This window comes from Acinetobacter sp. KH_038, assembly GCF_057839405.1.
This window is the reverse complement of the sequence record NZ_CM174489.1, coordinates 2799493-2826348: the sequence shown is the minus strand read 5'-3', so window position 1 is coordinate 2826348 and position 26856 is coordinate 2799493. Positions and strand designations below refer to the sequence as shown.

The 26856-nt window shown below is 46.0% G+C and carries 21 protein-coding genes; 19 read left to right on the top strand and 2 right to left on the bottom strand.

The window, feature by feature from the left end:
* Positions 1-10 precede the first annotated feature (10 nt).
* From AC3IT7_RS13440 to AC3IT7_RS13425, 4 genes are read left to right on the top strand one after another with little or no spacing between them, the layout of a single operon-like run.
* Positions 11-1507 carry a UDP-N-acetylmuramoyl-L-alanyl-D-glutamate--2,6-diaminopimelate ligase gene (locus AC3IT7_RS13440; RefSeq protein ID WP_489248792.1) on the top strand — a complete coding sequence of 499 codons (1497 nt, stop codon included), beginning with the start codon at positions 11-13 and terminating at the stop codon, positions 1505-1507.
* A gap of 9 nt (positions 1508-1516) precedes the next feature.
* Positions 1517-2920, top strand: coding sequence for a UDP-N-acetylmuramoyl-tripeptide--D-alanyl-D-alanine ligase (locus AC3IT7_RS13435; protein ID WP_489248791.1), 1404 nt, complete (start codon positions 1517-1519; stop codon positions 2918-2920).
* Complete coding sequence (gene mraY / locus AC3IT7_RS13430; protein WP_005094334.1) at positions 2921-4039, top strand: phospho-N-acetylmuramoyl-pentapeptide-transferase; 1119 nt, start codon at positions 2921-2923, stop codon at positions 4037-4039.
* A 55-nt stretch (positions 4040-4094) separates the two neighbouring features.
* Entirely contained in the window at positions 4095-4898 is an 804-nt protein-coding gene (locus AC3IT7_RS13425) for a putative RNA methyltransferase (RefSeq protein ID WP_489248790.1), read from the top strand.
* 53 nt (positions 4899-4951) lie between these two features.
* Here the strand turns inward: AC3IT7_RS13425 and ponA are convergent, their stop codons facing one another.
* A complete protein-coding gene (gene ponA, locus AC3IT7_RS13420; RefSeq protein WP_489248789.1) occupies positions 4952-7477 on the bottom strand; it encodes a penicillin-binding protein PBP1a in 2526 nt (841 codons plus the stop codon).
* Between the two features lie 165 nt (positions 7478-7642).
* Between ponA and AC3IT7_RS13415 the strand changes: the two genes are divergently transcribed.
* From AC3IT7_RS13415 to AC3IT7_RS13350, 14 genes are all read left to right on the top strand, one after another.
* Complete coding sequence (locus AC3IT7_RS13415) at positions 7643-8701, top strand: pilus assembly protein PilM (RefSeq protein WP_475654399.1); 1059 nt, start codon at positions 7643-7645, stop codon at positions 8699-8701.
* Positions 8701-9339: a PilN domain-containing protein gene (locus AC3IT7_RS13410; protein ID WP_489248788.1), complete on the top strand. Its 639-nt coding sequence runs from the start codon at positions 8701-8703 to the stop codon at positions 9337-9339. Before AC3IT7_RS13415 ends, AC3IT7_RS13410 begins: the two co-directional genes overlap by 1 nt.
* The gene (locus tag AC3IT7_RS13405; RefSeq protein ID WP_475654397.1) at positions 9336-10049 is read left to right on the top strand and encodes a type IV pilus inner membrane component PilO; all 714 of its coding nucleotides are present in this window, start codon (positions 9336-9338) and stop codon (positions 10047-10049) included. Before AC3IT7_RS13410 ends, AC3IT7_RS13405 begins: the two co-directional genes overlap by 4 nt.
* The gene (locus tag AC3IT7_RS13400) at positions 10049-10576 is read left to right on the top strand and encodes a pilus assembly protein PilP (RefSeq protein ID WP_475654396.1); all 528 of its coding nucleotides are present in this window, start codon (positions 10049-10051) and stop codon (positions 10574-10576) included. Before AC3IT7_RS13405 ends, AC3IT7_RS13400 begins: the two co-directional genes overlap by 1 nt.
* Before the next feature lie 15 nt (positions 10577-10591).
* Positions 10592-12757: a type IV pilus secretin PilQ gene (locus tag AC3IT7_RS13395; RefSeq protein ID WP_489248787.1), complete on the top strand. Its 2166-nt coding sequence runs from the start codon at positions 10592-10594 to the stop codon at positions 12755-12757.
* 36 nt (positions 12758-12793) lie between these two features.
* Positions 12794-13330: a shikimate kinase AroK gene (gene aroK / locus AC3IT7_RS13390; protein WP_475655143.1), complete on the top strand. Its 537-nt coding sequence runs from the start codon at positions 12794-12796 to the stop codon at positions 13328-13330.
* A gap of 28 nt (positions 13331-13358) precedes the next feature.
* Positions 13359-14438: a 3-dehydroquinate synthase gene (aroB, locus tag AC3IT7_RS13385; RefSeq protein WP_489248786.1), complete on the top strand. Its 1080-nt coding sequence runs from the start codon at positions 13359-13361 to the stop codon at positions 14436-14438.
* A gap of 12 nt (positions 14439-14450) precedes the next feature.
* Complete coding sequence (locus AC3IT7_RS13380) at positions 14451-15323, top strand: hypothetical protein (RefSeq protein ID WP_489248785.1); 873 nt, start codon at positions 14451-14453, stop codon at positions 15321-15323.
* 448 nt (positions 15324-15771) lie between these two features.
* Positions 15772-20247 (top strand): glutamate synthase large subunit, encoded by a 4476-nt coding sequence (gltB, locus tag AC3IT7_RS13375; RefSeq protein WP_489248784.1) that lies wholly within the window; start codon positions 15772-15774, stop codon positions 20245-20247.
* 73 nt (positions 20248-20320) lie between these two features.
* Positions 20321-21742 (top strand): FAD-dependent oxidoreductase, encoded by a 1422-nt coding sequence (locus tag AC3IT7_RS13370; RefSeq protein ID WP_489248783.1) that lies wholly within the window; start codon positions 20321-20323, stop codon positions 21740-21742.
* Positions 21743-21925: 183 nt separating this feature from the next.
* Positions 21926-22516 carry a LemA family protein gene (locus AC3IT7_RS13365; protein ID WP_489248782.1) on the top strand — a complete coding sequence of 197 codons (591 nt, stop codon included), beginning with the start codon at positions 21926-21928 and terminating at the stop codon, positions 22514-22516.
* 30 nt (positions 22517-22546) lie between these two features.
* Positions 22547-23593, top strand: coding sequence for a TPM domain-containing protein (locus tag AC3IT7_RS13360; protein WP_489248781.1), 1047 nt, complete (start codon positions 22547-22549; stop codon positions 23591-23593).
* Positions 23587-24147, top strand: coding sequence for a TPM domain-containing protein (locus AC3IT7_RS13355; RefSeq protein WP_489248780.1), 561 nt, complete (start codon positions 23587-23589; stop codon positions 24145-24147). Before AC3IT7_RS13360 ends, AC3IT7_RS13355 begins: the two co-directional genes overlap by 7 nt.
* Positions 24148-24166: 19 nt before the next feature.
* Entirely contained in the window at positions 24167-24355 is a 189-nt protein-coding gene (locus AC3IT7_RS13350) for a hypothetical protein (protein ID WP_489248779.1), read from the top strand.
* 119 nt (positions 24356-24474) lie between these two features.
* Here the strand turns inward: AC3IT7_RS13350 and AC3IT7_RS13345 are convergent, their stop codons facing one another.
* Complete coding sequence (locus AC3IT7_RS13345) at positions 24475-24915, bottom strand: pilin (protein WP_489248778.1); 441 nt, start codon at positions 24913-24915, stop codon at positions 24475-24477.
* A gap of 298 nt (positions 24916-25213) precedes the next feature.
* Here AC3IT7_RS13345 and AC3IT7_RS13340 point away from each other — a divergent pair, with 298 nt between their 5' ends.
* Entirely contained in the window at positions 25214-26851 is a 1638-nt protein-coding gene (locus AC3IT7_RS13340) for a PglL family O-oligosaccharyltransferase (RefSeq protein WP_489248777.1), read from the top strand.
* The last annotated feature ends 5 nt before the right edge of the window (positions 26852-26856 follow it).

Genomic DNA, 26856 nt, shown 5'->3' with positions numbered 1-26856 from the left:
TAGGTGATCAATGTCTATTACATTTAAAGCTCTCTACGCCGTTCAAGATGCTGCTGAATGGATGAGTCAAGCCTTTCAGGGTTTCGAGCTGGATAGCCGTAAAGTTAAGCCAGGGCAAATTTTTATTGCCCTGACCAGTTTGTCCCAACCGGAAAAAACAGTAGTATTTGCACAAAAAGCTTTAGATAATGGTGCATTGGCAGTGATTTCAGAAACTGAATTGGCTATTGCCCCGAGTCTGGTGGTGGCTGATGTGCGGCACTGGATGGGGCAGTGGCAAAAACAGTATTTACACGCCAGTCAGCCTGTTCAGGCCGCTCGAATTCTGGCGGTGACGGGAACCAACGGCAAGACCACCATTTCGCGTCTGGTCGCTGAGTTGCTGATGCTGCAAGGCCAGGCTTGTGCAGTGATGGGCACTACAGGTAATGGGATTTTACCCCATCTGGAAGCTTCGTCACATACCACACTGGATGCATTGCAACTGCAAAATGCTTTACATGCGTATGCGCAGGCCGGTGCCAAGTTTGCCTCGATTGAAGCCAGCTCACATGGTCTGGAGCAAAGCCGTTTAACTGGCTGTGAGATCGAGATTGCGGGCTATAGTAATTTAAGCCGCGATCATCTGGATTATCACGGGACGCTAGAAGCCTATGCCGAAGCCAAGTCTGCTTTATTTAAATTTGAAAGTCTAAAAGTGGCAATCATCAATATTGATGATGAACATGCGTCCGTCATGTTAGAGGCTGCGAAAAACAATCCTGCGCAACCGCAAATCTTGACCTATTCCACCACGCAAGCGGCGGATTATCAGGTTCAGGATATTCAGTACAGCATTTCAGGTGCCGAGTTTAAGCTGCTTACAGCGCAAGGTACATTTGCTGTGCGTAGTCCGCTACTGGGTCATTTCAATATTGAAAATCTGGTTGCCAGTCTGATCATGGCAGAGCAAGCGGGCTTTGATCTGGCCAGCCTGATTGCGAGCGTAGCCCAGTTGCAAGGTGCACCAGGCCGGATGCAGGTGCTGCGTGATGGTGAGCGTCTGTTTGTAGTGGATTATGCGCATACGCCTGATGCCTTGACTCAGGTGCTAGTGACCTTGAAGCGCCATGTCTCAAAAAACCTCTGGGCAGCTTTCGGTTGTGGCGGCGATCGCGATCGTGGTAAGCGCCCATTGATGACCCAGGCGGCATTAGACGGTGCAGATATTGCCGTCTTGACCTCGGATAACCCGCGCAGCGAAAACCCTGAACAAATTTTTGCCGATATGAAAAATGGCATCGACTTTTCAGGCAAAACCTATCATGAAATTCATGACCGTCGTGAAGCGATCAAGTTTGCAGTACAACATGCGCATGCTGGCGATATTGTGGTCATTGCTGGTAAAGGTCATGAAAACTATCAGGAAATTGATGGTGTACGCCATTGGTTTGATGATGTGGTGGAAGTTCAGGCCGCGATTGATGCGCAGCATCACAACACAGATTCAGCTTATCCAGCGTATTAGGATTCAGATATGCATACCTCAACAACAAGTACCGTGCCTTTGGTGCCATGGACAGCAGAACAGCTTGAACAGGCCACGCAAGGCTATTGGCTCAATGAGCAAAAACCTCAAGGCGAGATCAAGCGAATTTTGACCGATTCACGTGATGCTGAACAAGGTGATGCATTCCTGGCTTTAAAAGGTGAGCGTTTTGACGCGCATGATTTCGTTGAGCAGGTGGCTAAAAATGGTTGCCAGATGGCCATCGTCAGCCGCCCGCTTGATGCTGATATTTGCCAGCTGGTGGTAGAAGATACCCGTTTGGCACTTGGGCAGTTGGGCGCTTATCGTCGGCAGCAGAATCCGCAGCTGAAAGTGATTGCGCTGACCGGCAGCAGTGGCAAGACCACCACCAAGGAAATGTTAGGCAGTATCTTGTCTCGTCTGGCACCGACCCTGATCACGCGTGGCAACCTGAACAATGATCTCGGTGTGCCGGTAATGTTATTGGAGCTACGTCCAGAGCATCAGTATGCTGTGATGGAGCTTGGAGCAAGCCATCAGGGTGAAATTGATTACACCTCGAAAATGGTGCAGCCACATGTGGCTGGCATCATTAACATCGGAACTGCCCATTTGGGCGAATTCGGTGGTCGTGATGGAATTTGCACTGCCAAATCGGAAATTTATGCGCATATTTCCGAAACTTCGATTATGCCGGCTGCAGATGATTTTGCTGATACTATTCGTGCCGCAGTAAAGACTGAACAAAGCTTAAGTTTTGGTGCGGGTGGTGACGTGTATGCAACTGATGTGGAATTACATCCTCAGACTGCAAACTTTGTCTTAAATACCCCACAAGGTAACCGGGCGGTGAATTTGCCATTTGCCGGTGAGCATAATGTTGAAAATGCCACAGCTGCAGCTGCCTTTGCCTTGGCAATCGGTATTGGTCTGGATGATATCGTGGCCGGCCTGGAACAGGCTGTAGGTGCCAAAGGCCGTTTGAACTTTATCCAGCATGAACAATATTTACTGATTGATGATACCTACAATGCCAATCCGAGCTCGATGCGTGCAGCAGCAGATGTGTTAGCACAGCAGCAGGGCATTCGGGTCATGGTCACCGGTGATATTGGTGAACTCGGTGCATCGGCTGCGATGGAACATTATAAGCTGGGTCGAGATCTGGTCTCGGTCAAAGGTCTGAACTTTGTGGTGGCTGTGGGTGAATTTGCGCCTGCCATGCAAGAAGGGGCCCGTAGTACCCAATATGGCAAAAAAATGCAGGCATTCCTGAATCAGGAGCAGGCATTACCATTTTTAATTCGTTTGATTGAAACACATCAACCTCAGCCAATGTCATTTCTGTTTAAAGGGTCGCGTTATACCCATATGGAAACATTGATGGCTGCATTGATGGAGAAACTCTAAATGCTGTTATGGCTCTTTGAACATTTGGCGGGCTTTGACAGCACGTTTCAGGTGGTTCGTTATTTAACTTTACGTGCTTTGCTCAGTGTCCTGACGGCATTGACGATTGGTCTGGTGCTTGGCCCAATCATGATTCGCAAGCTTCAAGCCCTCAAATATGGTCAGGCTGTTAGCTCGTATGCCCCTGAAAACCATGCCAAGAAAATGGGTACACCAACCATGGGCGGGGTACTGATCCTGCTTTCGATTGGTATCTCAACTTTACTCTGGGCCGATCTTTCCAATCCTTATGTCTGGATTGTACTGGCGGTGATGGTGATTTTCGGTGCCGTCGGCTGGGCGGATGACTGGATCAAGATCCGTTATAAAGACAATGCCGGCCTGCCTGCGAAGAAAAAATTCTTCTGGACTTCAGTCGGTGCATTGGGTGTTGGTATTGCGCTCTATGTGATTGCACAGCAGCAGACCAATCCGGTGCATACCGCCAATATGCTGGACCTGTTGATTCCATTTTTCAAAGATTTGACCATTCCGCTGTCGGCGATTCCACTGGGGATTGGCTTTATTATTTTCACTTACTTTGTGATTAATGGTGCATCTAATGCTGTGAACCTGACCGATGGCCTAGATGGTCTGGCGATCATGCCAATCGTGCTGGTCGCAGCAGGTCTGGGTGTATTTGCCTATCTGGCAGGTGATGTGCGTTTTGCTAATTATCTGCATATTCCCTATGTAAAATACTCCTCTGAACTGGTAGTGATTTGTGCGGCAATGATTGGTGCCGGTCTGGCATTCTTGTGGTACAACGCCCATCCTGCACAAGTGTTTATGGGCGATGTCGGTGCTTTATCCTTAGGTGCGATGCTGGGGACGATTGCTGTGATGGTTCGTCAGGAAATCGTCTTTGCGATCATGGCCGGTGTGTTCCTGGTTGAAGCCATTTCAGTGTTCCTGCAAATTGGCTCACTGCGTATGCGTAATAAGCGTGTATTCTTAATGGCACCACTGCATCATCATTATGAAAAGAAAGGCTGGCGTGAAACCCAGGTGGTGATCCGTTTCTGGATTATTACGATTATGCTGGTAGTTTTGGGTCTAATGACCTTAAAATTGCGCTAAGAAATGCATTTGAAAAAGTCGGCGCATGCCGGCTTTTTTGTTTTGGAGATTTAAAATGAACCTACTGATGTGTCCTGTTTGTCGTGAGCAGCTCAAATTAAACGAACGCACCTGGCGCTGTGACAATCAGCATAGCTATGATGTGGCCAAGCAGGGCTATGTAAATTTACATGTGGTTCAACATAAACACAGTAAAAATCCAGGAGATACACCTGAGTCCGTACAGGCGCGCCGTGCATTTTTGAGTGCAGGACATTATGCCCCGTTGCAACAGGCCGTGGTCGAAAAGATACGTGAATTACGTATTGAAAACTTGCTGGATATTGGCTGTGGTGAAGGTTATTACACCGATGCGATGCAACAAGAAGTACTGCAATGTGTGGCGGTGGATATTGCCAAAAATGCGGTTCAGGTGGCCGCCAAGCTGAATAAAAATATCACCTGGGTAGTAGGAACAGGGGCGACTTTACCGGTACTCGATCAATCCATTGATATGTGTACCAGCTTGTTCAGCCCGATTCCAAAACAGGAAATTTTACGGGTTTTAAAAACTGACGGTTATTTGATGCTGGTGACTCCAGCACCACAACATTTATATGCCATGCGCGAAGCCCTGTTTGAGGAAGTTAAACCGCATGAGCCGCAAAAGTTTGTCGAGCAACTTCAGGATCAGTTTAATCTGGTCAGTGAGCAGGTGATTGATGCACCGATGACTTTGTCACAGACAGATTTAAAAAACCTGATTGCCATGACACCCTATGCCTACAAAGCCAAGCCGGAGCGCCGTCTCGCACTTGAACAGCAGGACCAGCTTGAATTGTTGGCGCAATATCAGATTTACCTGTTCCAGAAAAAATAAATAGACTGAAGATAAAAAAGCCCTCAATTGAGGGCTTTTTTATCTTTCTTGGATTACCGGACTTCTTCGATCAGGGTATCTAGGGAGTCTGCCTGTTTCGGCTGAAGAGGCTGTTCTGACGGGACAGCTCTTTCATCTTCTGGCAAGCGGATTGGCTGATCCGGTAAATCCTCAAAATCATTTTCCTGCCGTTTTGGTACCACCACAGGGGCAGGGCGGTACAGTGCTGTCGCCAGAGGCGGCGAAGATGGATCATTTTGCTCCTCCTCACCTTGGGCTGCCTTGTTGCGGTTCACTGGTGCTTTGGCATTCGGGTCCAAGCGCACCCAGGCTTCTGGCTGACCCTTTAGGGCATTGCCCATAAAGTCGGTCCAAATTGGCAAAGCGGCTACACCGCCATATTCACGACGACCTAAAGTCTTGGGTTGATCGAAACCGACCCAGGTGACGGTGACCAGTTTGCCATTGAATCCTGCAAACCAGGCATCTTTGGCATCATTGGTGGTTCCGGTTTTACCGCCAATATCATTTCGCCCGATTCTTAAAGCTGCACGGCCAGTACCATGCTGAATCACATCACGCAGAATATTTGCCATATCATAGGCAGAGCTGGATTTTAAAATACGCTGCGCCTGACGATAATTACTGTCCTCGGCAGATACCTTAGGTAGCACTGGTTGCTGCGCCAGGCTTGTATTATTGATTGCAATCGCTTCATCATCTGCGGTAATCGGGTCGGCCGGTTGAGCCGGTTCTTCTTTGCTATTGATACATGAAATACAGGCATATTCAGGCTTGGCTTCAAAAATGGTATTGCCATAGGCATCTTCAATACGGGTAATGAAATGCGGCTGGATCCGGTAACCGCCATTGGCAAAGGTGGCATAACCCGTCGCCATCTGGATCGGTAGCACCTGAGGAGTACCGAGTGCAATGGTGTAGTTACGTGGGATCTGATTATCCTGCAAGCCAAAATCCATAAACAGCTGACGGGTCCGTTCAATCCCCACTGCCTGCAACAAACGCACTGAAACTGTATTGCGTGAAAGATAAAGAGCCCGGCGCAGCGGGATCATGCCGAGATAACGGCCGTCTGAATTACGTGGTGACCATTTACCAATGGTAATTGGTGCATCATTGACCATAGTGTGTGGTGTCATGCCTCGCTCTAAAGCCAGTGCATAAACAAAGGGTTTGATGGTTGAGCCGGGTTGACGCCAGCCTTGAATCGCGCGGTTAAATTTTGACTGATAAAAGTTATAGCCACCGACAATCGCTTCAATTGCACCACTATTTGGGTTAATCGCAATCAATTGTCCTTGTACATTGGGAACCTGTACCAGTGACCAGGAGCTTTTATTCTGATTGGGTCTTAAGCGAATAATATCTTTAACTTTGACAATCTCGGAAGCTCTGCTCGGTGCACCGCCTACACTGTTAACATTGCGAAAGGGACGCGCCCATGACATGCCGGACCAAGGTACGGTAACCGTAGTGCCATCCTGCATCAGGGCTTCAAAACTGGAATTGGCAACCTTGGTCACCTGGGCTGGATACGTATTGGCATAGGCCCGGAAATTGTCTAGTGGCTGATCATGTGCCTCGGCACCACGCCAGCCATGACGGCGGTCATAAGCTTCCAGACCGTCTTGTACTGCCTGTTCTGCATAGGCCTGACGCTCGCTATGAATGGTGGTATAAACCTTGTAGCCAGAATCTACGGCCTGTTCGCCAAAGTTTTGTACCAGTTCAGAACGTACCATTTCGCCGACATACGGAAATTTGTTGCGGGTACTGCGGTCAGGCATGTCCAGGCTGATGGGTTCAGCAATCGCTTGTTGATACTGGCTCTGGTTCAGATAGCCCAGTTGCAGCATTCGTCCTAAAATCCAGTTACGCCGCTCGAGAGCGCGTTTGGGATTTGCGACCGGATTGTAGCGAGAAGGTGCTTTGGGCAGGCCGGCGATCATGGCCATCTGTGCAATCGAAAGTTCTTCTAAGCTCTTGTTATAGTAAATTTTGGCTGCTGCTGCGATCCCATAGGCATTTTTACCCAGAAAGATCTTATTGACATACAGCGTCAGAATGTCTTCTTTGGTCAGGCTTTGCTCGATTTTACGGGCCAGAAAAATTTCAGTCAGTTTGCGCTTTAAGGTGCGTTCAGGACTGAGATAGTAATTTTTGGCGACCTGCATGGTAATGGTAGAACCACCGGTCTGCACATCTGAACCGGTAATACTTTCACTGACTGCACGTCCCAGGCCTTTAAAACTGATTCCGCTATGCTCGAAAAAGCTGGAATCTTCCGCTGCGAGGAAGGCATGAATAAATTCTGATGGAATTTGTTCATATTTCACGGGAACCGAAAGCTTGCCACCATACTCGGCAATTAATTCATTATCTGAACTAAAAACTTGTAAAGGCTTTAATAAAGGCGCCTTTTTAAGCGTGGACATTTCAGGCAAAGATGGGGCAATATAGAGATACATGCCATAAAAACCCATCGGAATTGAGATCACTATAATGATAATGATCAAAAAAAATGGATGAACAAGGCCTGAACAAGATAGCTTTTTCATAACAAGTAAGTTTTAATAAGAGCTAATGGCGAACTAATTACCGGTCAGTATATCCTTTAGATATACATATTGTTAGATGAGTTATTGTATCTATGTAAAATTATAGATCGGATTGATTGGCAAGCTAGATTGGATTGGGGACAAAAAAATAATAGGAATTATATTGTGCGCAGGTTATATCGTAAACCAAATAAGGGGTTAATAGGAGTCGATATTAGTTCGACTTCTGTTAAGGTTTTAGAACTTTCTGTAAAAAGCGGTCGGTACTGGGTGGAGAGCTATGCGCTGGTCCCATTATCGGAAAACAGTGTTGTTGAAAAAAACATCTTGAATCCGGAAGCAGTCGCTGATGCGCTTGGGCGTGCAATTAATTTGGCCAATATCCAGTCGAATCAGGCAGCCTTTGCGATTCCTACAGCGATGGTGATTACCAAAACCATCGAGATGGATGCAGACATGTCGAATGATGAACGTGAAGTTCAGATTCGTGAAGATGCAGAGCAATATATTCCGTTCCCACTTGATGAAGCCAGTCTGGACTTTGAAGTTCTGCCGGAGCGTCTGAGTAACCCGAACCGGGTCAATGTGCTGTTGGTGGCAACACGGATTGAAAATGTCGAAGCACGTTCTGAGGTGTTGGAAATTGCCGGACTGACACCTAAAATCGCGGATGTAGAAAGTTTTGCGCTGGAAAATGCGTTTAAAGTGTTCTCTGATACTTTGCCGATGGGGGTCAATACAGTCGGCATTCTGGATATTGGTCATAGTATGACCACCTTATCCGTCATGCAGAACAACAAAATTATTTATACCCGTGAACAAGTGTTTGGGGGCAAACAGCTGACTCAGGAAATCCAGAACCGTTATGGATTGTCTTTTGAAGAAGCCGGACGGGCTAAAAAAACCCGTGCCTTACCAGATGACTACGACATTGAAGTGCTGGAGCCGTTTCTGGATGCGGTGGTGCAACAGGCAGCACGTTCCTTGCAATTCTTCTTTTCATCTTCTCAGTTTAATGAGATTGATCACATTCTATTGGCCGGCGGAAATGCCAATATTCCAGGCCTGGCAAAATTATTACAGCAAAAACTCGGTTACCGGGTCACGATCGCGAACCCATTTCTGCAAATGGGCTTTTCTCCTCAGATTGATATTAAAAAAATTGAAAATGACGCGTCATCACTCATGGTTGCATGCGGTCTGGCATTGAGGAGTTTTGATTAATGGCAAAGATTAACTTACTTCCTTGGCGTGATGAGCTAAGAATTAAAAGAAATAATGAATTTGTGGCGATCTGCGTAGGCGCGCTTCTTTTGGGTTTGGCAACAGCAGGTTCGACCTGGTTTTATTATGACCACAAGCTTCAGGATCAGGAACAGGCCAATCAGCTGATTTCAAGTACTAACCAGAATCTGGATGTGCAGTTAAAGGCTCTGGAAGGTCTGCAAGAACAGCGCAATGCCATTGTTGAGCGCATGAAGCTGATTCAGGGCTTACAAACCCAGCGTCCGATTGCAGTGCACTTGATTGATGAAATAGTACGGGTAACTCCGGCCAATATGTATATCACCAAGTTTCAGCGTACTGGCGATAAATTTACCATTGAAGGTAGGGCCGAGAGTCCAAATACCGTAGCCGAACTGTTACGGAATCTGGAAGCTTCATCCTGGTACCGGAATGCATTTATGAATGCGTTCCTGGTGGCTGAAGAAGCCAAAGAAAAGGCACCGAGCTCGATCATTCCACGTGTTGAAGAGTCTTATGGCAGCTTTACCGTGACGGTAGATCTGGATCAGATTGCTCAGCCGGTACTGAACGAAGAACAGCAACCAGTCAATACAGCTGCGGGGGCATCATCATGAGTAATGAAGAATTCGATGAATTCAGCCAGGATGTCGTGGCTGTACCTAAAAATAAAATGACGGTTGAAAAGTTTTTTCAGCAATTCAATACATTAGATCCAAATAATTATGGTAGCTGGCCATTATCGGTCAAGATTACCTGCTGGATTTTTATTGTCGCGCTGGCATTTGCACTGATTTATTTTGTCATGATCAGAAGTACGATTGAGTCCATTTCACAAGCCAGTGCACAGGAACAGAACCTGCTGAATGAATTCCGTGAAAAAGAGTCCAAATTACGCAACCTGCAACAATATCAAATCCAGCTCCAGGAAATGGAAGCGCGTTTTAACCAGCAATTAGAACAGTTGCCGAAGGAAACTGAAATTCCAGGTCTGGTCGAAGATATTAACCTGAGTGGGGTGAATTCAGGTCTGAAATTTAAAAATATCCGTCTGGAACCGGAAATCAAGCAGGAGTTCTTTATTGAACAGCCGATTGCGATTGAAGCGACTGGCGATTATCACGCATTTGGCTCTTTTGTCAGCAGTATTGCCGGCTTGTCACGTATCGTGACCTTGCATGACTTCACCATTACCGGTACTGAGAATAAAGAGAAAAAATCTGAGATTCCGGTGATTGATTATGTGGTCAAGGCCAAAACCTATCGCTATGTCGGCAATGCTGATACTTCTGCAGCAGCGGGTAGCACAACTCAGGGGGCGCAGTAATGAATAGAATGAAAATTACTTCAGTTTTAGCGCTTGGATTGGTATTGCTGGGATGTGATTCGCGTATTGATGCAGTCAATCAGGAAATGGCTAATATTCGTAATCAGCCGCCTTTACCAATTGAACCTGCTCCTGATTTTATGCCAGTTGAAACCTTCAATTATGCAGCACATCAGATCAAGAGTCCTTTCCTGCCAAGTTCTCTGGCTGCCGAGCTGAAAATTATGGCGGGGAAACGGGTTTATCCAAACTTGTCACGCCAACTGCAACCACTAGAAAGTTATCCTCTGGAAACCTTGAGCATGAAAGGCAGTCTACGCAATCAGGCCGGACAGATTCTGGCTTTAATCCAGACACCAGATGGCGAGATCGAACGGATACAGCGTGGTAGCTATATGGGGCTTAATCATGGGCGTGTGACGGGTATTACACCGACACAGATCGATTTGATTGAGATTATTCCAGATGGCCGTGAAGGATATGTGGAGCGTCCGCGAAGTCTGGTTCTGATTGGGCCGGCACCATAAGTTTAGGAAATAACAATGAATAAGAGTATTAAAGAATTTATTTTTGGGGATGCTAATACAATGAATCGTGTGTTTCGTCAGTTTTCAATGGGTGCTGTTGCGATTGCGGTGATGCAAGCTGCCAGCGCGCAAGTGGCCGTGACCAATATCGTACCTATGCAGCTTCCTGGACAAGGAACTGAAATCCGGGTGATGTTTAATGGTTTGCCACCACAGCCACAAGCCTATCAATTAGAGTCGCCTTCACGTTTGATCTTAGATTTTGACAAGGCACAACAAAACTTAAAACAAAGTAATATTGCGGTTGCAACCCGCGAAGCCAGTTCGGTCGATGTGACTTCAGATGCACAACGTGCCCGTTTGACGGTTAATCTGGCAGATGCAGGTGCTTTTACCACGCGAGTTGAAGGCAATACCTTTATCCTGAAAATTAATTCGGTAACGCCAGTCACCACGGCTCAACCTGTGTTACAGCAGTCAGCTCAGGGAATTAGCAATATTGGTTTCCAGCGTGGTGCGCAAGGTGAAGGTCAGGTCATCATTGATCTGGCAGGCAACAATACCCCGGTCGATGTGCAGCAGCAGGGCACGAAAGTCATTGTCCGGACCTTGGGAACCAAGATTCCGACGCATTTGACCCGTCGTCTGAATGTGAATGATTTCGCGACGCCTGTGTCGAGTGTCGATGCGGTGAACCAGAATGGATCGGGTGTGATTACGATCCAGTCTGCAGAAAGCTATGAATATATGGCTTATCAGACTGACAATAAACTGACCATCAGTTTGAAACGTCCGGAAGCCAAGAGTCCGCTACGTCCGAAGGCGGTTGCTTATACCGGCAAGAAAATTTCGCTAGATTTCCAGGATATTGAAGTCCGTCGTGTGCTGCAGCTCTTAGCCGATTTTACCGATATCAATATGGTGGCAGCAGACAGTGTCCAAGGCAATATTACCTTGCGCCTAAAAGAAGTGCCTTGGGATCAGGCACTGGATATTGTACTGAAAACCAAAAATCTGGATAAACGCCGTAATGGTAATGTAATCTGGATTGCACCAGTGGCAGAGCTGATCAAGGCTGAAGAGGAAGAAGCCAAAGCGATCAAGCAGAGTGTTGCACTTGCCCCGATCCAGACCGAATATATGCAGCTCAGTTATGCAAAGGCTGCAGATATTGAAAAACTGATTACACAGAATAAAGGTGCATCTAGTTCAGGTGGGTCGAGCAATACCACCAATAATGATGATAAAGAAAGCCTGTTGAGTTCACGTGGTTCGGTATCTGTGGATGCACGAACCAATACCATTATCGTGAATGATACCCAGCCTTTTATTGATAAAATTCGAAATATGGTGGATCTGCTCGATGTACAGGTCAAGCAGGTGATGGTTGAGGCACGTATTGTGCGCGCCACCACTGACTTCACCAAAGAAATGGGCGTGAAGTGGGGAATTCTGTCACAAGGAATTACCAATAATAACAACCTTCTGGTTGGTGGTAGTGATACAACCTTGTGGGATCTCAGAGATCCGCAAGAGAGTGATTTTGGTGGTTGGAAGTATGAAATTCAACGACCAGACAACCTGAATGTAGATTTGGGGGTTACCAGCCCGGGTGCCAGCCGTATTGCTTTTGGCTTAATCAGCCTATCTGACTTTATGCTGGATCTTGAACTGTCTGCACTGCAGGCTGATGGCTATGGAGAAGTAATTTCTACACCTAAAGTACTGACTGCAGACAAGCAAAAAGCGACTGTAGCCTCTGGTTCACAAATTCCGTATCAATCTGCTGAAGGTGGCGGCGCCAATGCAGTCTCTACCACCGAGTTTATTGATGCAACTTTAAGTCTGGATGTCACGCCAAGTATTACTCCAGACGGTAAAGTACAGATGGAGCTCAATATTACCAGTGACTCACCAGGTAACCCGACCCCAACAGGGCAATTGACCATCAATAAAAATCAGATCAATACCAATGTACTGGTGGATAACGGTGAAACAGTTGTCCTGGGTGGTATTTTTGAGCAGGAAACCCGTAATGCACAAACCAAGGTACCATTCTTGGGTGACCTGCCTTATCTGGGGCGTTTGTTCCGTAAAGATTTAAAAGCGGACAATAAGCGTGAGCTACTGATTTTCGTTACACCTCGAATTGTTAATGACAGTGTTTCAAGAAATCATTAATATATTTTGAATTTAACAAAACGAATAGGTGACTCCTTGCCAAGCAAAGAGTTTGAAACCCTGCCAAATATTTATTTGGTAGGGCCGATGGGGGCCGGTAAAACAACAGTAGGACGACATCTCGCAGAATTGTTAGGACGCGAATTTCTAGACAGTGATCATGAAATTGAACGTAAAACAGGTGCGACGATTCCCTGGATTTTTGAAAAGGAAGGGGAACAGGGTTTCCGTGACCGTGAAACTGCTGTAATTGATGAGCTGACTTCACGCGCTCAACTGGTTTTAGCCACGGGTGGTGGTGCCATCACCCAGCTCTTGAATCGAGACTATCTAAAACAGCGTGGGATAGTCGTTTACCTGTATACGCCGGTTGAAATTCAGCTGCAGCGTACTTATCGTGATAAAAACCGTCCACTGTTGCAAGTTGAAAATCCGGAACAAAAGTTGCGTGATTTATTGGCAGTCCGTGATCCCTTGTATCGGGAGGTGGCGCATCATATCATTGAGACCAATCAAGGTGCGGCACGTGATTTGGCGCAGCGGATTCTCAATCTCATTACTTCCAAAAACTAAGTTCATTGAATAAAGTGGTTAATCAAGCATGCAAACCTTATATGTAGAACTCGGAGAACGTCGTTACCCTATTTTTATCGGGAGCGATCTGGATCCACAGGCCTTGTTGGCATCCTATATTCATGGCAAGCAGGTGATGATTGTGAGCAATACTACGGTTGCGCCACTTTATTTACAGCGTTATCAAACTGCGATTGAAGCCCTGGACAAGCGTGTTGCGACTTGTATTTTGCCGGATGGTGAAAAATTTAAAGATAGCCAGCATCTGAACCTGATCTTTGATGCATTGCTTGAAGCTGGTTTTAACCGTGACTGTACTGTGCTGGCGCTTGGTGGCGGTGTAATTGGCGATATGGCAGGTTTTGCTTCGGCCTGTTTCCAGCGCGGGGTATATTTCATCCAGGTACCAACGACATTGCTGTCTCAGGTCGATTCTAGTGTAGGTGGAAAAACCGGGATTAACCATCCACTGGGTAAAAACATGATTGGTGCATTCCAGCAACCGCAAGTGGTGCTGGCCGATATGTCGCAACTTTCTACTTTGCCCGATCGTGAACTTTCTGCCGGTCTGGCTGAAGTAATTAAGTATGCGCTACTCGGTGATGAAGAATTCCTGCTCTGGCTTGAAGAGCATATGGAGGCACTGATTGGCCGCGATGAAAAGTTGCTGGCTGAAGCGGTTTACCGCTCCTGTGCGCATAAGGCCCGAATTGTGGCCAATGATGAGAAAGAACAGGGTGAGCGTGCTTTACTCAATTTAGGGCATACCTTTGGTCATGCGATTGAATCCTATATGGGTTACGGGGTCTGGCTACATGGCGAAGCTGTGGCAACCGGTATGGTGATGGCAGCAGATTTATCACAGCGTATGGGCTGGATTTCTCAAGATGATCTAGAACGTACAAAAAAAATCATTTCTCGTGCCAAACTTCCGATCGTTTGTCCTAAAATCCCTCTGGATGATTTCCTGGCTTATATGGCCCATGACAAAAAAGTCTTAAATGGGCAATTGCGTCTGGTATTGTTGCAACAATTAGGCAAAGCTGTGATTACCCGAGACTTTGATCTTGAGTTAATGCAACAGGCAATTTTGGCCAATCAGGCATAGGTTTTAGTTTTTATGGCAGCATTACACACTCCTTGGCAAAAGGTTCAGCATTATTTCTGGCTGGTCTGTGGGATATGCTGTCTATTTGCAGCCTTGATCTTCTGGGCTATTACTGACCCAGATACCGTGGTTGAAGTAGAAAAAAAGCCGGAAACTAAAGCTCAGCTACAAATTCAGCCGGAAAAAGTAGCAACCATGACCCATCTTGGTGCGCTTTTCGACGAGGTTCAACCCCTTGACTTGAATACGCGCACCATTGTGAATGCCAATCATGAACCGGAATTTCGTGGCACCAAATTTGTCAATGAAGCTAAAAACCAGCATGTGATTGAGTTATTTCGCGTAAGTAATGAAGCCATCCTAAAAAGCTTTCTTAAGAAACAGTCAGATCGTAAGCCTTTTATCTATTTAAGAATATCGGGTGAAAATCAGCCTGAACAATATGTGCTGCTCTATGGTCGATATAAATCAGCAGCAGAAGCCAAACAGGCTTTGGCTAACTTGAATATAAATCTGCCCGCGTCAGTCCAACCTGAAATTGTGCAAATCCAGCAGTATGTCGGTCTGGTGAATAATCTGGGTTCAGATGAGTTAGCAAGTAATCAGAAGCTGTATGAGGTGCGCTTGAAAAACGTTCCTTTACCGAAGATCGATGAATCGGTACGGCTAAGACAGCAGACCCAGCCTCAGAGCAAGTCATCTAGTGCTGATGCAACGACCAGTACCACGATTGTACGTCGTGATTCTTCTGGCAATGTTGTTGATGTACAAAAATCTGAGAGCGCTGTAGAGGGTACACCGCAACTACAATATAATAATAATCGACCCAACCCGGGAACTCCTTCCCGCCCTCAAAATAATGAGATTAGTGATCCTTTTAATTAAATCGGTCTAAAATAGCGCACCCAGGCAATTATATAATTATAAATGTGCGCTTTTGGTGCAAAAAATACCCATTAAAAATAAGCTGTATTGCTCTGATCTATACTAAATCTCTGTCATGTGTATGGTTTTAATTTATGCGCTGTTTGTTGGCATGTAATTTGCTTTATTGGTGCATGAGTTGAATTAATCTCCCTGTTTTAGCGCGAAAAATGATTCGATGACAATGTATGAATGTCATATTTATTCCTAATTTTTATGTTATTCATCAGCAAAATAAACTTTATTTTTTATGCATTCAGTCTAAAAAAGGACTACGCTGAAGAAATAAAGAGGAAAAATTTTGCTCGATTAAAACGGTCTTCGAAAGTCCATTCAACGCAGTGCAGAGAAGAATTTAGATTGTTTAACAGCCTATTGAGGCTTCGTGAAAGAAGGGTACGCTATGCACATGCCATCGCCTAATAATGTAGCTCCCGCTCAAGGTTTATACCAACCGGATGAGTTTAAAGATAACTGTGGTTTCGGTTTAATTGCCCATATGCAGGGTGATGCAAGCCATGATCTCGTCAAGACCGCGATTCATAGTCTGAGTTGTATGACCCACCGTGGTGGTATTGCCGCGGATGGTAAGACTGGGGATGGTTGTGGCCTGCTGTTGGCGATGCCGAAGAAATTCTTCCGTGAAGAAGCAAAGCGCTTAAGTGATACGACTTTAAGTGAAGTCTTTGCTGTGGGTTCGGTATTCCTGAATCTTGATCCTGCCCTTGCTGCACATGCCAAACAGGTTTTAAACAAAGAAATTGAAGCTGAAGGCTTAATCGTTCTGGCTTGGCGTCTGATTCCAACCAATGTCAATGCTTTGGGTGAAATTGCCTTGCAATCGATGCCGGCATTTGAACAGATTATTGTCAATTGCCCGATGGGTGTGACTGAGGTTGAATTTAACCGCAAATTATTCCTGGCGCGTCGTCGTGCAGAACAGTTGCTGGTAAATGACACTTCATTCTATGTCACTACCTTATGTTCAACAGTCATCAGTTATAAAGGCCTGATGATGCCGGAAGCGATTGCCGATTTTTATACCGATCTGGCCGATCCGCGTCTGGAATCGCATATTGTGGTGTTCCACCAACGTTTCTCGACCAATACTTTGCCACGCTGGCCGTTGGCACAGCCGTTCCGTTATCTGGCGCACAATGGTGAAATCAATACCATTACTGCGAACCGTAACTGGGCCATGGCGCGGGTACCAAAATTTGAAAATCCGTTATTGCCTGGCTTAACTGAACTGAATCCAATCGTAAACCGTACCGGTTCAGACTCTTCAAGTCTGGACAATATGCTGGAAATTCTGGTCGGTGGCGGTATGGATCTGTTCCGTGCCCTACGTATGCTGGTACCGCCGGCTTGGCAGAACGTGGAAACGCTTGATGCTGACTTGCGTGCATTCTATGAGTTTAACTCGAAACATATGGAAGCCTGGGATGGTCCGGCAGGTCTGGTAATTCAGGATGGCCGTCATGCCATCTGTATGCTGGATCGTAACGGTCTACGTCCGGCACGTTGGGTGATTACCAAAAATGGTTATATCACGCTGGCGTCGGAAATTGGGGTATGGGGTTATCAACCTGAAGATGTGATTTCTAAAGGTCGTGTCGGCCCAGGTCAAATGCTGGTCATCGATACGCAAACCGGCAAGGTACTGGATACGCAAGATGTCAATAATCATCTAAAACGGATGCGTCCATACCGTGAATGGTTACGTGACAATTCTGTCCGTCTGCAAGGCAGTCCGGAACTGGAAGAATATTTATGTGATCAAGGCTTGAAAGGTGATGGCCTGAAAGCCTCACAGAAAATGTTCATGGTGACCTTTGAAGAACGTGACCAGCTATTGCGTCCAATCGCAGAAAGCGGTCAGGAAGCGGTAGGTTCCATGGGTGATGATACGCCAATGGCAGTATTGTCACGTCAGGTGCGCCATGTCTCGGATTATTTCCGCCAGCAGTTTGCACAGGTGACCAATCCACCAATCGATCCATTACGTGAATCGATTGTGATGTCACTGGAAACCTGTTTAGGCCGTGAGCAGAACGTGTTTGAACAGGGGCCTGAACATGCCGATCGCCTGATTATTTCCAGTCCGGTACTGTCAAATTCGAAAATGCACCAGATCCGTACTTTGGGTCGTAAAGGCTATGAAATTGCGGATATCGATCTGAACTATGCTGAAACTGAAGGTCTGCAAGCCGCAATCCTGCGTATTTGTGAAGAATCAGCACAAGCGATTCGTGATGGCAAAACTTTACTGGTACTTTCCGACAAGAAAATCCGTGAAGGCTACTTGCCAGCCAATGCCTTTATGGTGACTGGTGCAGTGCATCATCATTTGATTAATACCGGTTTACGTACCGATGCCAATCTGATTATTGAAACCGGTTTTGCCCGTGATCCGCACCAGTTTGCAGTACTTCTTGGCTTTGGTGCAACGGCGATCTATCCGTACCTGGCTTATGACGTGATTAATGATCTGGTTGCCAAAGGCGAGCTCTTGGGTGATCCGATCTATGCACAAAACAACTTCCGTAAAGGCATTGAGAAAGGCTTATTAAAAGTCCTGTCAAAAATGGGAATTTCGACAGTTGCCTCGTATCGCGGTGGTCAGTTGTTTGAAGCCGTGGGTCTGTCCAATGAAGTGGTCGATACATGTTTCGTAGGTGTGCCGAGCCGTATCCAGGGTGCGACCTTTGTTGACGTTGAAAATGACCAGAAACAGCTGGCAGATATTGCCTGGAAAAACCGTAAGCCAATCGATCAGGGCGGCCTGCTGAAATTTGTCTTTGGCAAGGAATATCATGCCTTTAACCCGGACGTGATCAACTCGCTGCACAAGGCGGTGCGTTCAGGTAATTATGCTGATTTTAAAGAATATGCAGAGCTGGTCAACAACCGTCCGATTGCCACGATTCGTGACTTATTTAAACTCAAAACAGACAATTCGATTCCTGTTGAACAAGTGGAATCGGTAGAAGAGATCCTGCCGCGTTTTGACTCTGCCGGCATGTCTTTGGGTGCATTGTCACCAGAAGCACATGAAGCGATTGCGATTGCCATGAACACCATTGGTGGTCGTTCCAATTCAGGCGAGGGCGGTGAAGATCCAGCGCGTTACGGCACCATCCGTAACTCGAAAATCAAACAGATTGCATCGGGCCGATTTGGGGTGACACCTGCGTATTTAACTTCCGCAGAAGTCCTGCAAATTAAAGTCGCGCAAGGTGCAAAACCAGGTGAAGGTGGTCAGTTGCCGGGTGGTAAAGTGAATGGTCTGATTGCCCGTTTACGTTATTCTGTACCGGGTGTAACGCTTATTTCGCCACCTCCGCATCACGACATCTATTCAATTGAAGATTTATCACAGTTGATCTTTGATTTAAAACAGGTTAACCCACAGGCGATGGTGTCAGTTAAGCTGGTTTCTGAACCAGGTGTCGGGACGATTGCGGCAGGTGTCGCGAAAGCCTATGCCGATTTCATTACCATTTCAGGTTATGACGGCGGTACAGCGGCTTCGCCACTTTCTTCAATTCATCATGCAGGTTCACCGTGGGAGCTGGGGCTTTCCGAGGCGCATCAAGCGCTTCGTGTCAACGACCTGCGTGGTAAAGTTCGCGTACAGACTGATGGCGGTTTAAAAACCGGTCTGGATGTCGTGAAAGCAGCAATTCTGGGTGCTGAAAGCTTTGGTTTCGGTTCAACGCCGATGATTGCATTGGGCTGTAAATACCTGCGTATTTGCCACTTAAACAACTGTGCAACCGGTGTTGCGACTCAACAAGATCATTTGCGTCAAGAGCATTATATTGGCGAGCCACAAATGCTGATCAACTTCTTCACCTTTATTGCTGAAGAAACCCGTGAATGGCTGGCTGCACTCGGTGTATCAAGCCTGAAAGACCTGATCGGCCGTACCGACCTGCTGGAAGTGTTGCCAGGTGAAACTGCCAAGCATGCGCATTTGGATCTGAGCAAATTACTGGAATCACATCCTGCGGCACAAGGCAAAGCACAGTACTGCGAAGTACAGGGCAATGCGCCATTTGACAAAGGTATTCTGGCAGAGCAAATGGTGGCAGAAATCCTGCCTGCGATTGAAGCCGGAACAGGGGGTGAGTATCACTTCTCGATTGGTAACTGTGACCGTTCGATTGGTGCGCGTTTATCCGGTGAAATTGCCCGCCGTTATGGCAACCTGAGCATGGAAAACCATCCGGTGAAAGTGAACCTGAACGGTACAGCAGGTCAGTCACTCGGTGTCTGGAATGCCGGTGGCTTGCACATCAGCCTTGAAGGCGATGCCAATGACTATGTCGGTAAAGGTATGGCCGGTGGTCGCATCTCGATCTTCCCACCAAAAGGTTCACCTTTCCAGACCCAAAATACCGCAATCATTGGTAACACCTGTTTGTACGGTGCCACTGGCGGTAAGCTATATGCCGCGGGTACGGCAGGCGAGCGTTTCGCGGTGCGTAACTCGGGTGCATTTGCTGTCATCGAAGGTGCCGGCGATCACTGCTGTGAATATATGACCGGTGGGATTGTGACTGTACTGGGTAAAGTCGGACACAACTTCGGTGCGGGTATGACCGGTGGTTTTGCTTATGTACTTGATCTGGATAATGACTTCGTTGATCATTATAACCACGAACTGATTGAGCTGAATCGTATTTCCACCGAAGCGATGGAAGAGCACAAAGCCTTCCTGGGCCGTATCCTGGATGAACATATTAAAGAAACCGGTAGTGCTTGGGCGTACAAGATCCGCCACGAGTTTGATTTCTACAGCCGCAAGTTCTGGTTGGTAAAACCGAAAGCAGCCAACTTGCAAACGCTGTTAAAAACAACTCAAGCTGATCCACAATAATTCCACGACGAACAGATATAAAGCCAGATGTAAGGCAACTGTGAACCCCTTACATCTAGCCACGGAGAGAGACATGGCAGAACGCCTGAGTAATGACTTTCAATTTCTGGATGTCGCACGCCAAGATCCAGAGAAAAAAGAGCTTGATGTCCGCAAAGCAGAATTTGTGGAAATTTATAAACCGTTTACTGCGGAAATCGCTGCCAATCAGACCCATCGTTGTCTCGGTTGTGGTAACCCGTATTGTGAATGGAAATGTCCGGTACATAACTACATTCCGAACTGGTTGAAACTGGTGGCTGAAGGACGTTTGTTTCAGGCAGCGGAACTGTGCCACCAGACCAATACCTTGCCGGAAGTCTGTGGCCGTGTTTGTCCGCAAGACCGTTTATGTGAAGGGGCCTGTACCCTGAACGACGGTTTCGGTGCAGTCACCATTGGTAATGCTGAAAAATATATCAATGACACCGCCTTTGCTTTGGGCTGGCGTCCGGATATGTCTAATGTGAAGTGGACCAATAAAAAAGTCGCGATCATTGGTGCAGGTCCTGCGGGACTTGGCTGTGCGGATATTTTGGTTCGTGCTGGCGTAAAGCCAGTCGTGTTTGACAAACGTCCTGAAATTGGTGGTTTGCTGACTTTTGGTATTCCAGAATTTAAAATGGAAAAAGATGTGATGAAACGCCGCCGTGAAATTTTCACTGGTATGGGCGTCGAATTCCGTCTCAATACTGAAATTGGCACCGATGTCACGATTGACCAGTTACTTGCCGATTATGATGCGGTATTCATGGGTATGGGCACCTATACCTACATGAAAGGTGGTTTTGCTGGCGAAGACCTGGATGGTGTTGTTGATGCACTGGACTTCCTGATTGCCAATGTCAACCGTACTCAAGGCTGGGAAAAAGATCCGGCTGAATACATCAGCGTACAAGGCAAAAAAGTCATTGTGCTGGGCGGTGGTGATACAGCGATGGACTGTAACCGGACTTCAATTCGTCAAGGTGCTGAGACAGTAACTTGTGCTTATCGTCGTGATGAAGAAAACATGCCGGGTTCACGCCGTGAAGTACAAAATGCACGTGAAGAAGGGGTGGAATTTCAATTCAACCGTCAGCCAATCGAGATTGTCGGTGAAAATGGAAAAGTGACTGGCGTGAAATTTATTACTACTCAGCTAGGTGAGCCAGATAGCCGTGGTCGCCGTAGTCCAGAGCCGATTCCGGGTTCAGAAGAAATTCTTCCGGCGGATGCAGTCCTGCTTGCTTTCGGTTTCCGTACTAGTCCAGCAGATTGGTTCACCGATGTAGAAATTAATCTGGATGGTTCGGGGCGTGTCGTTGCCGCTGAACAGCAGCAATATAAGTTCCAGACCTCAAATCCAAAAATCTTTGCCGGTGGTGACATGGTGCGCGGTTCTGATCTGGTGGTTACTGCGATCTGGGAAGGCCGTCAGGCCGCAGAAGGGATCCTGGATTATCTGGATATCTAATCGTTAACCAGCAACGTATATCATTCAAGAAAACCCGCTTCGGCGGGTTTTTTATTTTTGAGTCTGATCCAATGGAAAAACAGCCCATTAAAAAATATTATAAAAAGTAACAAAACTTTAGAAAATACTGTTTAAAATCAAATTAATTAAATAAATATCAATAAATAATTGAGGATAAACATCATGCGTCTATTAAAACAATCTTTAATAACCCTGATGCTGGCCAGTACTTTGACCCTCACAGGATGTGGCTATAACACTTTGCAGGTGAAAGATGAGGCGGTTACCGCATCATGGTCTGAAGTGCAAAACCAGTATCAGCGCCGTGCCGATCTGGTGCCGAATCTGATCAATGTAGTCAAAGGCTATGCCGCGCATGAAGAGCAGGTATTGACCGAAGTGACTCAAGCACGTGCCAATGTTGCCGGTTTAAAAGTAGATCGTGAAGTACTGGAAGATCCTGAATTATTCCAGCGTTATCAGGAAGCGCAGTCGCAAATGACCAGTGCTCTATCGCGTTTATTGGCGGTGACTGAGAATTATCCAGACCTGAAAGCCAATCAGCAGTTCCGTGATTTGCAGGTGCAGCTCGAAGGCACTGAAAATAGAATCGCTGTGGCACGTAACCGTTACATCACTACGGTTCAGGACTTTAACTCTTATGCGCGTCAATTCCCGCAAGTGATGACCGCCAAAGTAATTGGTATGGATACCAAACCAAACTTTAGTGCCGAGCAAAGTGCCCAAAAAGCTCCAACGGTTTCCTTTGAATAATGACTGACTTGTAAATAAGCGAGAAATCAGATGTCTGAGATGCTGCTGAAATACTGTGCCGGATTGCTCCTCATGTTGGCCATGGGGATGGTAGTGCCTGTATCAGCAGAAACCGCCACAGCTACGGATACTGAAGAAGTCATTGTGGCGCGCGAAATATTACAAAAGCCGGCTGTGACTAATTCTCAAACAGCTCCAACGGATACTGAAGTAACACCAGCCCAGCAGCCACAAATTGCCAATGATATGGCTGAAGGCCAGATACAGCGTGATTTACCCAGTCTGAATGAACCGGTGATTGATCAGGCGAATTTACTTAGTCCAGCTGAAAAACAGGCGATTAGTCAACGCATTTTAAAATTGCATAATGCCGGTAAAGGCCAGATTGGTGTCGTGATTGTTCCGACCACGGGGCAGGAAGATATTTTTGATTATTCCATGCGCGTGGCTGACGCCTGGCAGCTCGGTTCAGCCAAACGCGATAATGGTTTATTGATGACGATTGCCATCAATGATCGCCGTATTCAGATCCTGACCGGTTATGGTCTGGAAGGTGTACTGCCCGATATCGTGGCAGGCCGGATTATCAATGACAAGATCACGCCGTATTTTAAACAGGCTCAATATGCTCAGGGGATCGACTCAGGACTGGCTGAAATAGAACGGATTTTAAATCTTGATCCTGAAATTGCAGCACAGGCAGCTGATGAACTAAAAGAGCGTCAGGAACAGGCTTATCAGGCACAAAAAGCCAGTAAGGCAACGTTCAGTAGCGTACTGTTTATTATTGTGGCTGGTGTCGTCGGTTCCATGATTTTTGGCAGAAAACTCAGTGCTGCAACTGCCGCAGTTGCGGGCACAGCTGCCGGTCTGGTCAATGGCATGGGTTTAATTGCCAGTTTAATGATTGGTGCCGGAGTATTCTTTTTACTGGTCACCTCGCTTGCGCAGCTGATTTTACATGCCTTTATGGCAGGTGGTGGCCGCGGCGGTAGTGGCCGTGGTGGTTTTGGGGGCGGCGGCTTCGGCGGTGGCGGTGGTGGATTTGGTGGGGGAGGAGCATCAGGCTCATGGTAACAACGACAGATACGACAGAAATTGTCACGCGGCCGAAGCTGGAAGAGCATGCGCAGCCGAGCTTTAAGCGCTGGCTCAAGCATTTCTTTTATATGCCGGCAACCAAGCGCTTTTTTTCCAAGCAGGATCAGCATGCGATTGCAGTGGCGGTGGAAGAAGCCGAGCATGGGCATGTCGGGGAAATTCAGGTGGTGATTGAAGGCTGTCTACCTTCACGATCTGCTTATTATCAAGATACACTTTGTCGTGCCCGACAGTTATTTGCTGAAATTGGGGTTTGGGATACTGAATATAATAGTGGGGTATTACTCTATTTGAACCTCTGCGAGCATAAGGTTGAAATTGTGATTGATCGGGGAATTAAGAATGCAACGACCCAGCAAGTCTGGGATGAAATCTGTCAAAGCATTATTCAAAATCTGGTTCAGCAGAGGTTTAAAGAAGGTGTCATTGAAGGTGTAAAACAGATTGGAGAAGTATTGGATCAATACTATGATCGGAAAATAGATGACTTAAAGAATGAATTAGGGAATAAGCCGATTATATTGGGGTGATTTTTTTTTAAATTCTTTAATGATTAATCATATTATGATGGCGCTTGAATCTGGGCGTAAGCGGGGTCTGATGAAGAGCCGGTATGCTGCACTTATAGAGGCAATTGAGCTTGATGTACAGCAAGCAGGACAATATGTTCTTTCGCCTGCACAATGGATTGAACAGGGAAAAGATAAGACTAAAGCTGTAAAAAGCGATTGTAAATAGTTAAAAGAGGACTCTGAAAAACTATTAGAAAAGTTTAATGCACTGTCATTGGAAAATTTTGGCTTGAAATAAAAAACGCATCAAAATTGATGCGTTTTAGTTTGTTTTATTAATAAATTTTAAGCAGCTTTAGTACAACCAGTTGGAATAAATGAATCTTTCCAACCATCATTTGATCCAGCTTTAACTGTACAAGTCCAAGCACCAGTAGCCGCGCGTGTAAGAATAACCTCAGAGCCGGTAAGTGCAGCTGCAGCTTTATTTCCAACTTTACCTGTAATTGACGCTGTACCTGCTGATTTAGAAGAAACTACAGTAGGAGCTTCTGTAAGAAGAGTTGAAGTAGTGTAACCGAGGTCAGCAGCGGCAGTAACATCTTCACCATTTAGAAGATTCGTTTCAATAGCAGTTTTCATTGGAGATATTTCAGCTAAAACACGAGTAACTTGGGACTTAGCAATATAATTTTGGTAAGCAGGAATCGCAATTGCAGCTAAAATACCGATAATTGCGACTACAATCATCAGTTCGATCAACGTAAAGCCTTTTTGAGCATTCATAACATTCTCCACAAATGTTTTGTTAATTTAATTATAAGCTTTGTAAGCTAATTTATAGTTTGCACAAAGTGTGCCAAAGTATATTACTAAATAATTTCTCATTAAATCAATAGATTATTTAATAGTTTAAAAATCTAAAAAATATATAAGTAAATTTATGTAACTAAGTGACAATAAATGTCAGTTCCTGCTCACTATATGCTTAATTAGAATTAAATATTTTATAAAGTAAGATCTAATTACCTCAAATCTGCTTTTTTGTTTATCATGTGCCAAATTTCTACTGCCTGATATTTCCATGAAATTCACGCTTGCCCTCATCGCAGCAATCCTGATCTCCCTTGCATGGCTCATGCCGATTCATTACCGTCCCTGGGTGACCTATACCGGTGAGCTATACGCATTTTTTGCACTATTCGCCTTGGCTGCAATCTGCTTAAAAGAAAAATTAAAAATTCTAGCTATTAGTTTTCCTTTATTGCTCCTCGCTGGTGTACCGCTGATCCATTTTTTGGCAGGGCAGGTGTTCTTTTTTAGTATCGCCATGATGGGCTGTATTTTCGTGTTTAGCTTTTGGCTGGCAAGTGTGTTGGGTTATCACCTGTCAACAGGAAACTATGGCCGAGAAGAAACCTTTACTAATCTAAGCTATGTATTTCTAGCATCAGGTACAGCCACAGGAATTATTGCGATATGCCAATGGACCAATCTGGACGCGACTTTACCAGGTATGGTGAATATCAGTGGTACTCAACGGCCTTATGCTAACTTTGCCCAGCCAAATAATATGGCAACTTTTTTAGTTATGGCATTGATGAGCTGCCTTTACTTATATGAAAAGAAAAAAATCCAGACCAAATGGCTATTTGCCACCGCTGCAGTGATTGTTATGGGAGTGGCTTTAAGTCAGTCACGTACTGCTTGGGTCGCTGCCATCGCGATTATGCTGTATCTAGGTTTCTATCAATATAAAGGCATTATTCGTCTGAAATGGTACTACAGCACAGCTTGGTTCATTTTCTTTATTGCCTGTATCGTGGCTTTTCCATTACTCAGTCAGTTCGCTGCACAGGCGATGGATGCGGATGTCGTGCAAAGTCGGGATGTGGTGTCACGTGCCACCGGAGATATGTCACGCCTCGCGATCTGGGAGCAAATGCTGGCAGCCATTCAGGCACAGCCATGGTTTGGCTATGGCTGGTATCAGACCAGTGTGGCTTTTGTCTCGATCAGCGATACGGTGCAAGGTCCGGTCTGGATTCGTAGCGCGCATAATTTTATTCTGGACTTTTTGCTCTGGAATGGACTGTTCATCGGTCTGCCTTTCTTGGCCTATTTTAGTTATTTGGGTTATCAGCTACAACGCTGGATCAATACCCCAGAGTCTGTCATCGGGATTCTGATGATTGGGGCATTTGTCACACATGCCATGTTTGAGTTTCCACAACACTATGCCTATTTCTTGTTGCCAGTCGGTTTTATTCTGGGGACGGTCTTGGCACAAAATCCAAAGATTAAAACGATTACATTGCCTTCGATATGGATGAAACTGACTTTCAGCTTTGGATTGATCTTATTGCTCGTGATTTACCGGGATTATGATGTTGCGGTGCCAAAACTCGGACAAAGTATTCGCTATGAAATGCAGCCAGAAAAAATCACTAATGAAAAGCCGATTTATCTGTTGACTGAATTTAATCACCGGATTGCCTGGATTCGGGTCAATCCTTATCGCAAGATGAGCGAAGATGAAATTCATCAATATGAAAAGCTGGTGGTGAGCTATCCAACCAAATACAACTTTTTAAAATATATTCGTTTATTGGCCTACAACGGCTATGTAGATGAAGCACAGCATCAACTTCAGCGTTTAAATACGATTCAGAAAACTGAACTCAGCTATGCAGAAGTGACTCGGGATATGCCGCTCCAATAAGTACA

Bases quoted from the DNA above. Each gene is read 5' to 3' on its own strand.
- AC3IT7_RS13440 (WP_489248792.1), top strand. From the start codon at position 11: ATGTCTATTACATTTAAAGCTCTCTACGCCGTTCAAGATGCTGCTGAA.
- AC3IT7_RS13435 (WP_489248791.1), top strand. From the start codon at position 1,517: ATGCATACCTCAACAACAAGTACCGTGCCTTTGGTGCCATGGACAGCA.
- mraY (WP_005094334.1), top strand. From the start codon at position 2,921: ATGCTGTTATGGCTCTTTGAACATTTGGCGGGCTTTGACAGCACGTTT.
- AC3IT7_RS13425 (WP_489248790.1), top strand. From the start codon at position 4,095: ATGAACCTACTGATGTGTCCTGTTTGTCGTGAGCAGCTCAAATTAAAC.
- ponA (WP_489248789.1), bottom strand. From the start codon at position 7,477: ATGAAAAAGCTATCTTGTTCAGGCCTTGTTCATCCATTTTTTTTGATC.
- AC3IT7_RS13410 (WP_489248788.1), top strand. From the start codon at position 8,701: ATGGCAAAGATTAACTTACTTCCTTGGCGTGATGAGCTAAGAATTAAA.
- AC3IT7_RS13405 (WP_475654397.1), top strand. From the start codon at position 9,336: ATGAGTAATGAAGAATTCGATGAATTCAGCCAGGATGTCGTGGCTGTA.
- AC3IT7_RS13400 (WP_475654396.1), top strand. From the start codon at position 10,049: ATGAATAGAATGAAAATTACTTCAGTTTTAGCGCTTGGATTGGTATTG.
- AC3IT7_RS13395 (WP_489248787.1), top strand. From the start codon at position 10,592: ATGAATAAGAGTATTAAAGAATTTATTTTTGGGGATGCTAATACAATG.
- aroB (WP_489248786.1), top strand. From the start codon at position 13,359: ATGCAAACCTTATATGTAGAACTCGGAGAACGTCGTTACCCTATTTTT.
- AC3IT7_RS13380 (WP_489248785.1), top strand. From the start codon at position 14,451: ATGGCAGCATTACACACTCCTTGGCAAAAGGTTCAGCATTATTTCTGG.
- gltB (WP_489248784.1), top strand. From the start codon at position 15,772: ATGCCATCGCCTAATAATGTAGCTCCCGCTCAAGGTTTATACCAACCG.
- AC3IT7_RS13370 (WP_489248783.1), top strand. From the start codon at position 20,321: ATGGCAGAACGCCTGAGTAATGACTTTCAATTTCTGGATGTCGCACGC.
- AC3IT7_RS13365 (WP_489248782.1), top strand. From the start codon at position 21,926: ATGCGTCTATTAAAACAATCTTTAATAACCCTGATGCTGGCCAGTACT.
- AC3IT7_RS13360 (WP_489248781.1), top strand. From the start codon at position 22,547: ATGTCTGAGATGCTGCTGAAATACTGTGCCGGATTGCTCCTCATGTTG.
- AC3IT7_RS13355 (WP_489248780.1), top strand. From the start codon at position 23,587: ATGGTAACAACGACAGATACGACAGAAATTGTCACGCGGCCGAAGCTG.
- AC3IT7_RS13350 (WP_489248779.1), top strand. From the start codon at position 24,167: ATGATTAATCATATTATGATGGCGCTTGAATCTGGGCGTAAGCGGGGT.
- AC3IT7_RS13345 (WP_489248778.1), bottom strand. From the start codon at position 24,915: ATGAATGCTCAAAAAGGCTTTACGTTGATCGAACTGATGATTGTAGTC.
- AC3IT7_RS13340 (WP_489248777.1), top strand. From the start codon at position 25,214: ATGAAATTCACGCTTGCCCTCATCGCAGCAATCCTGATCTCCCTTGCA.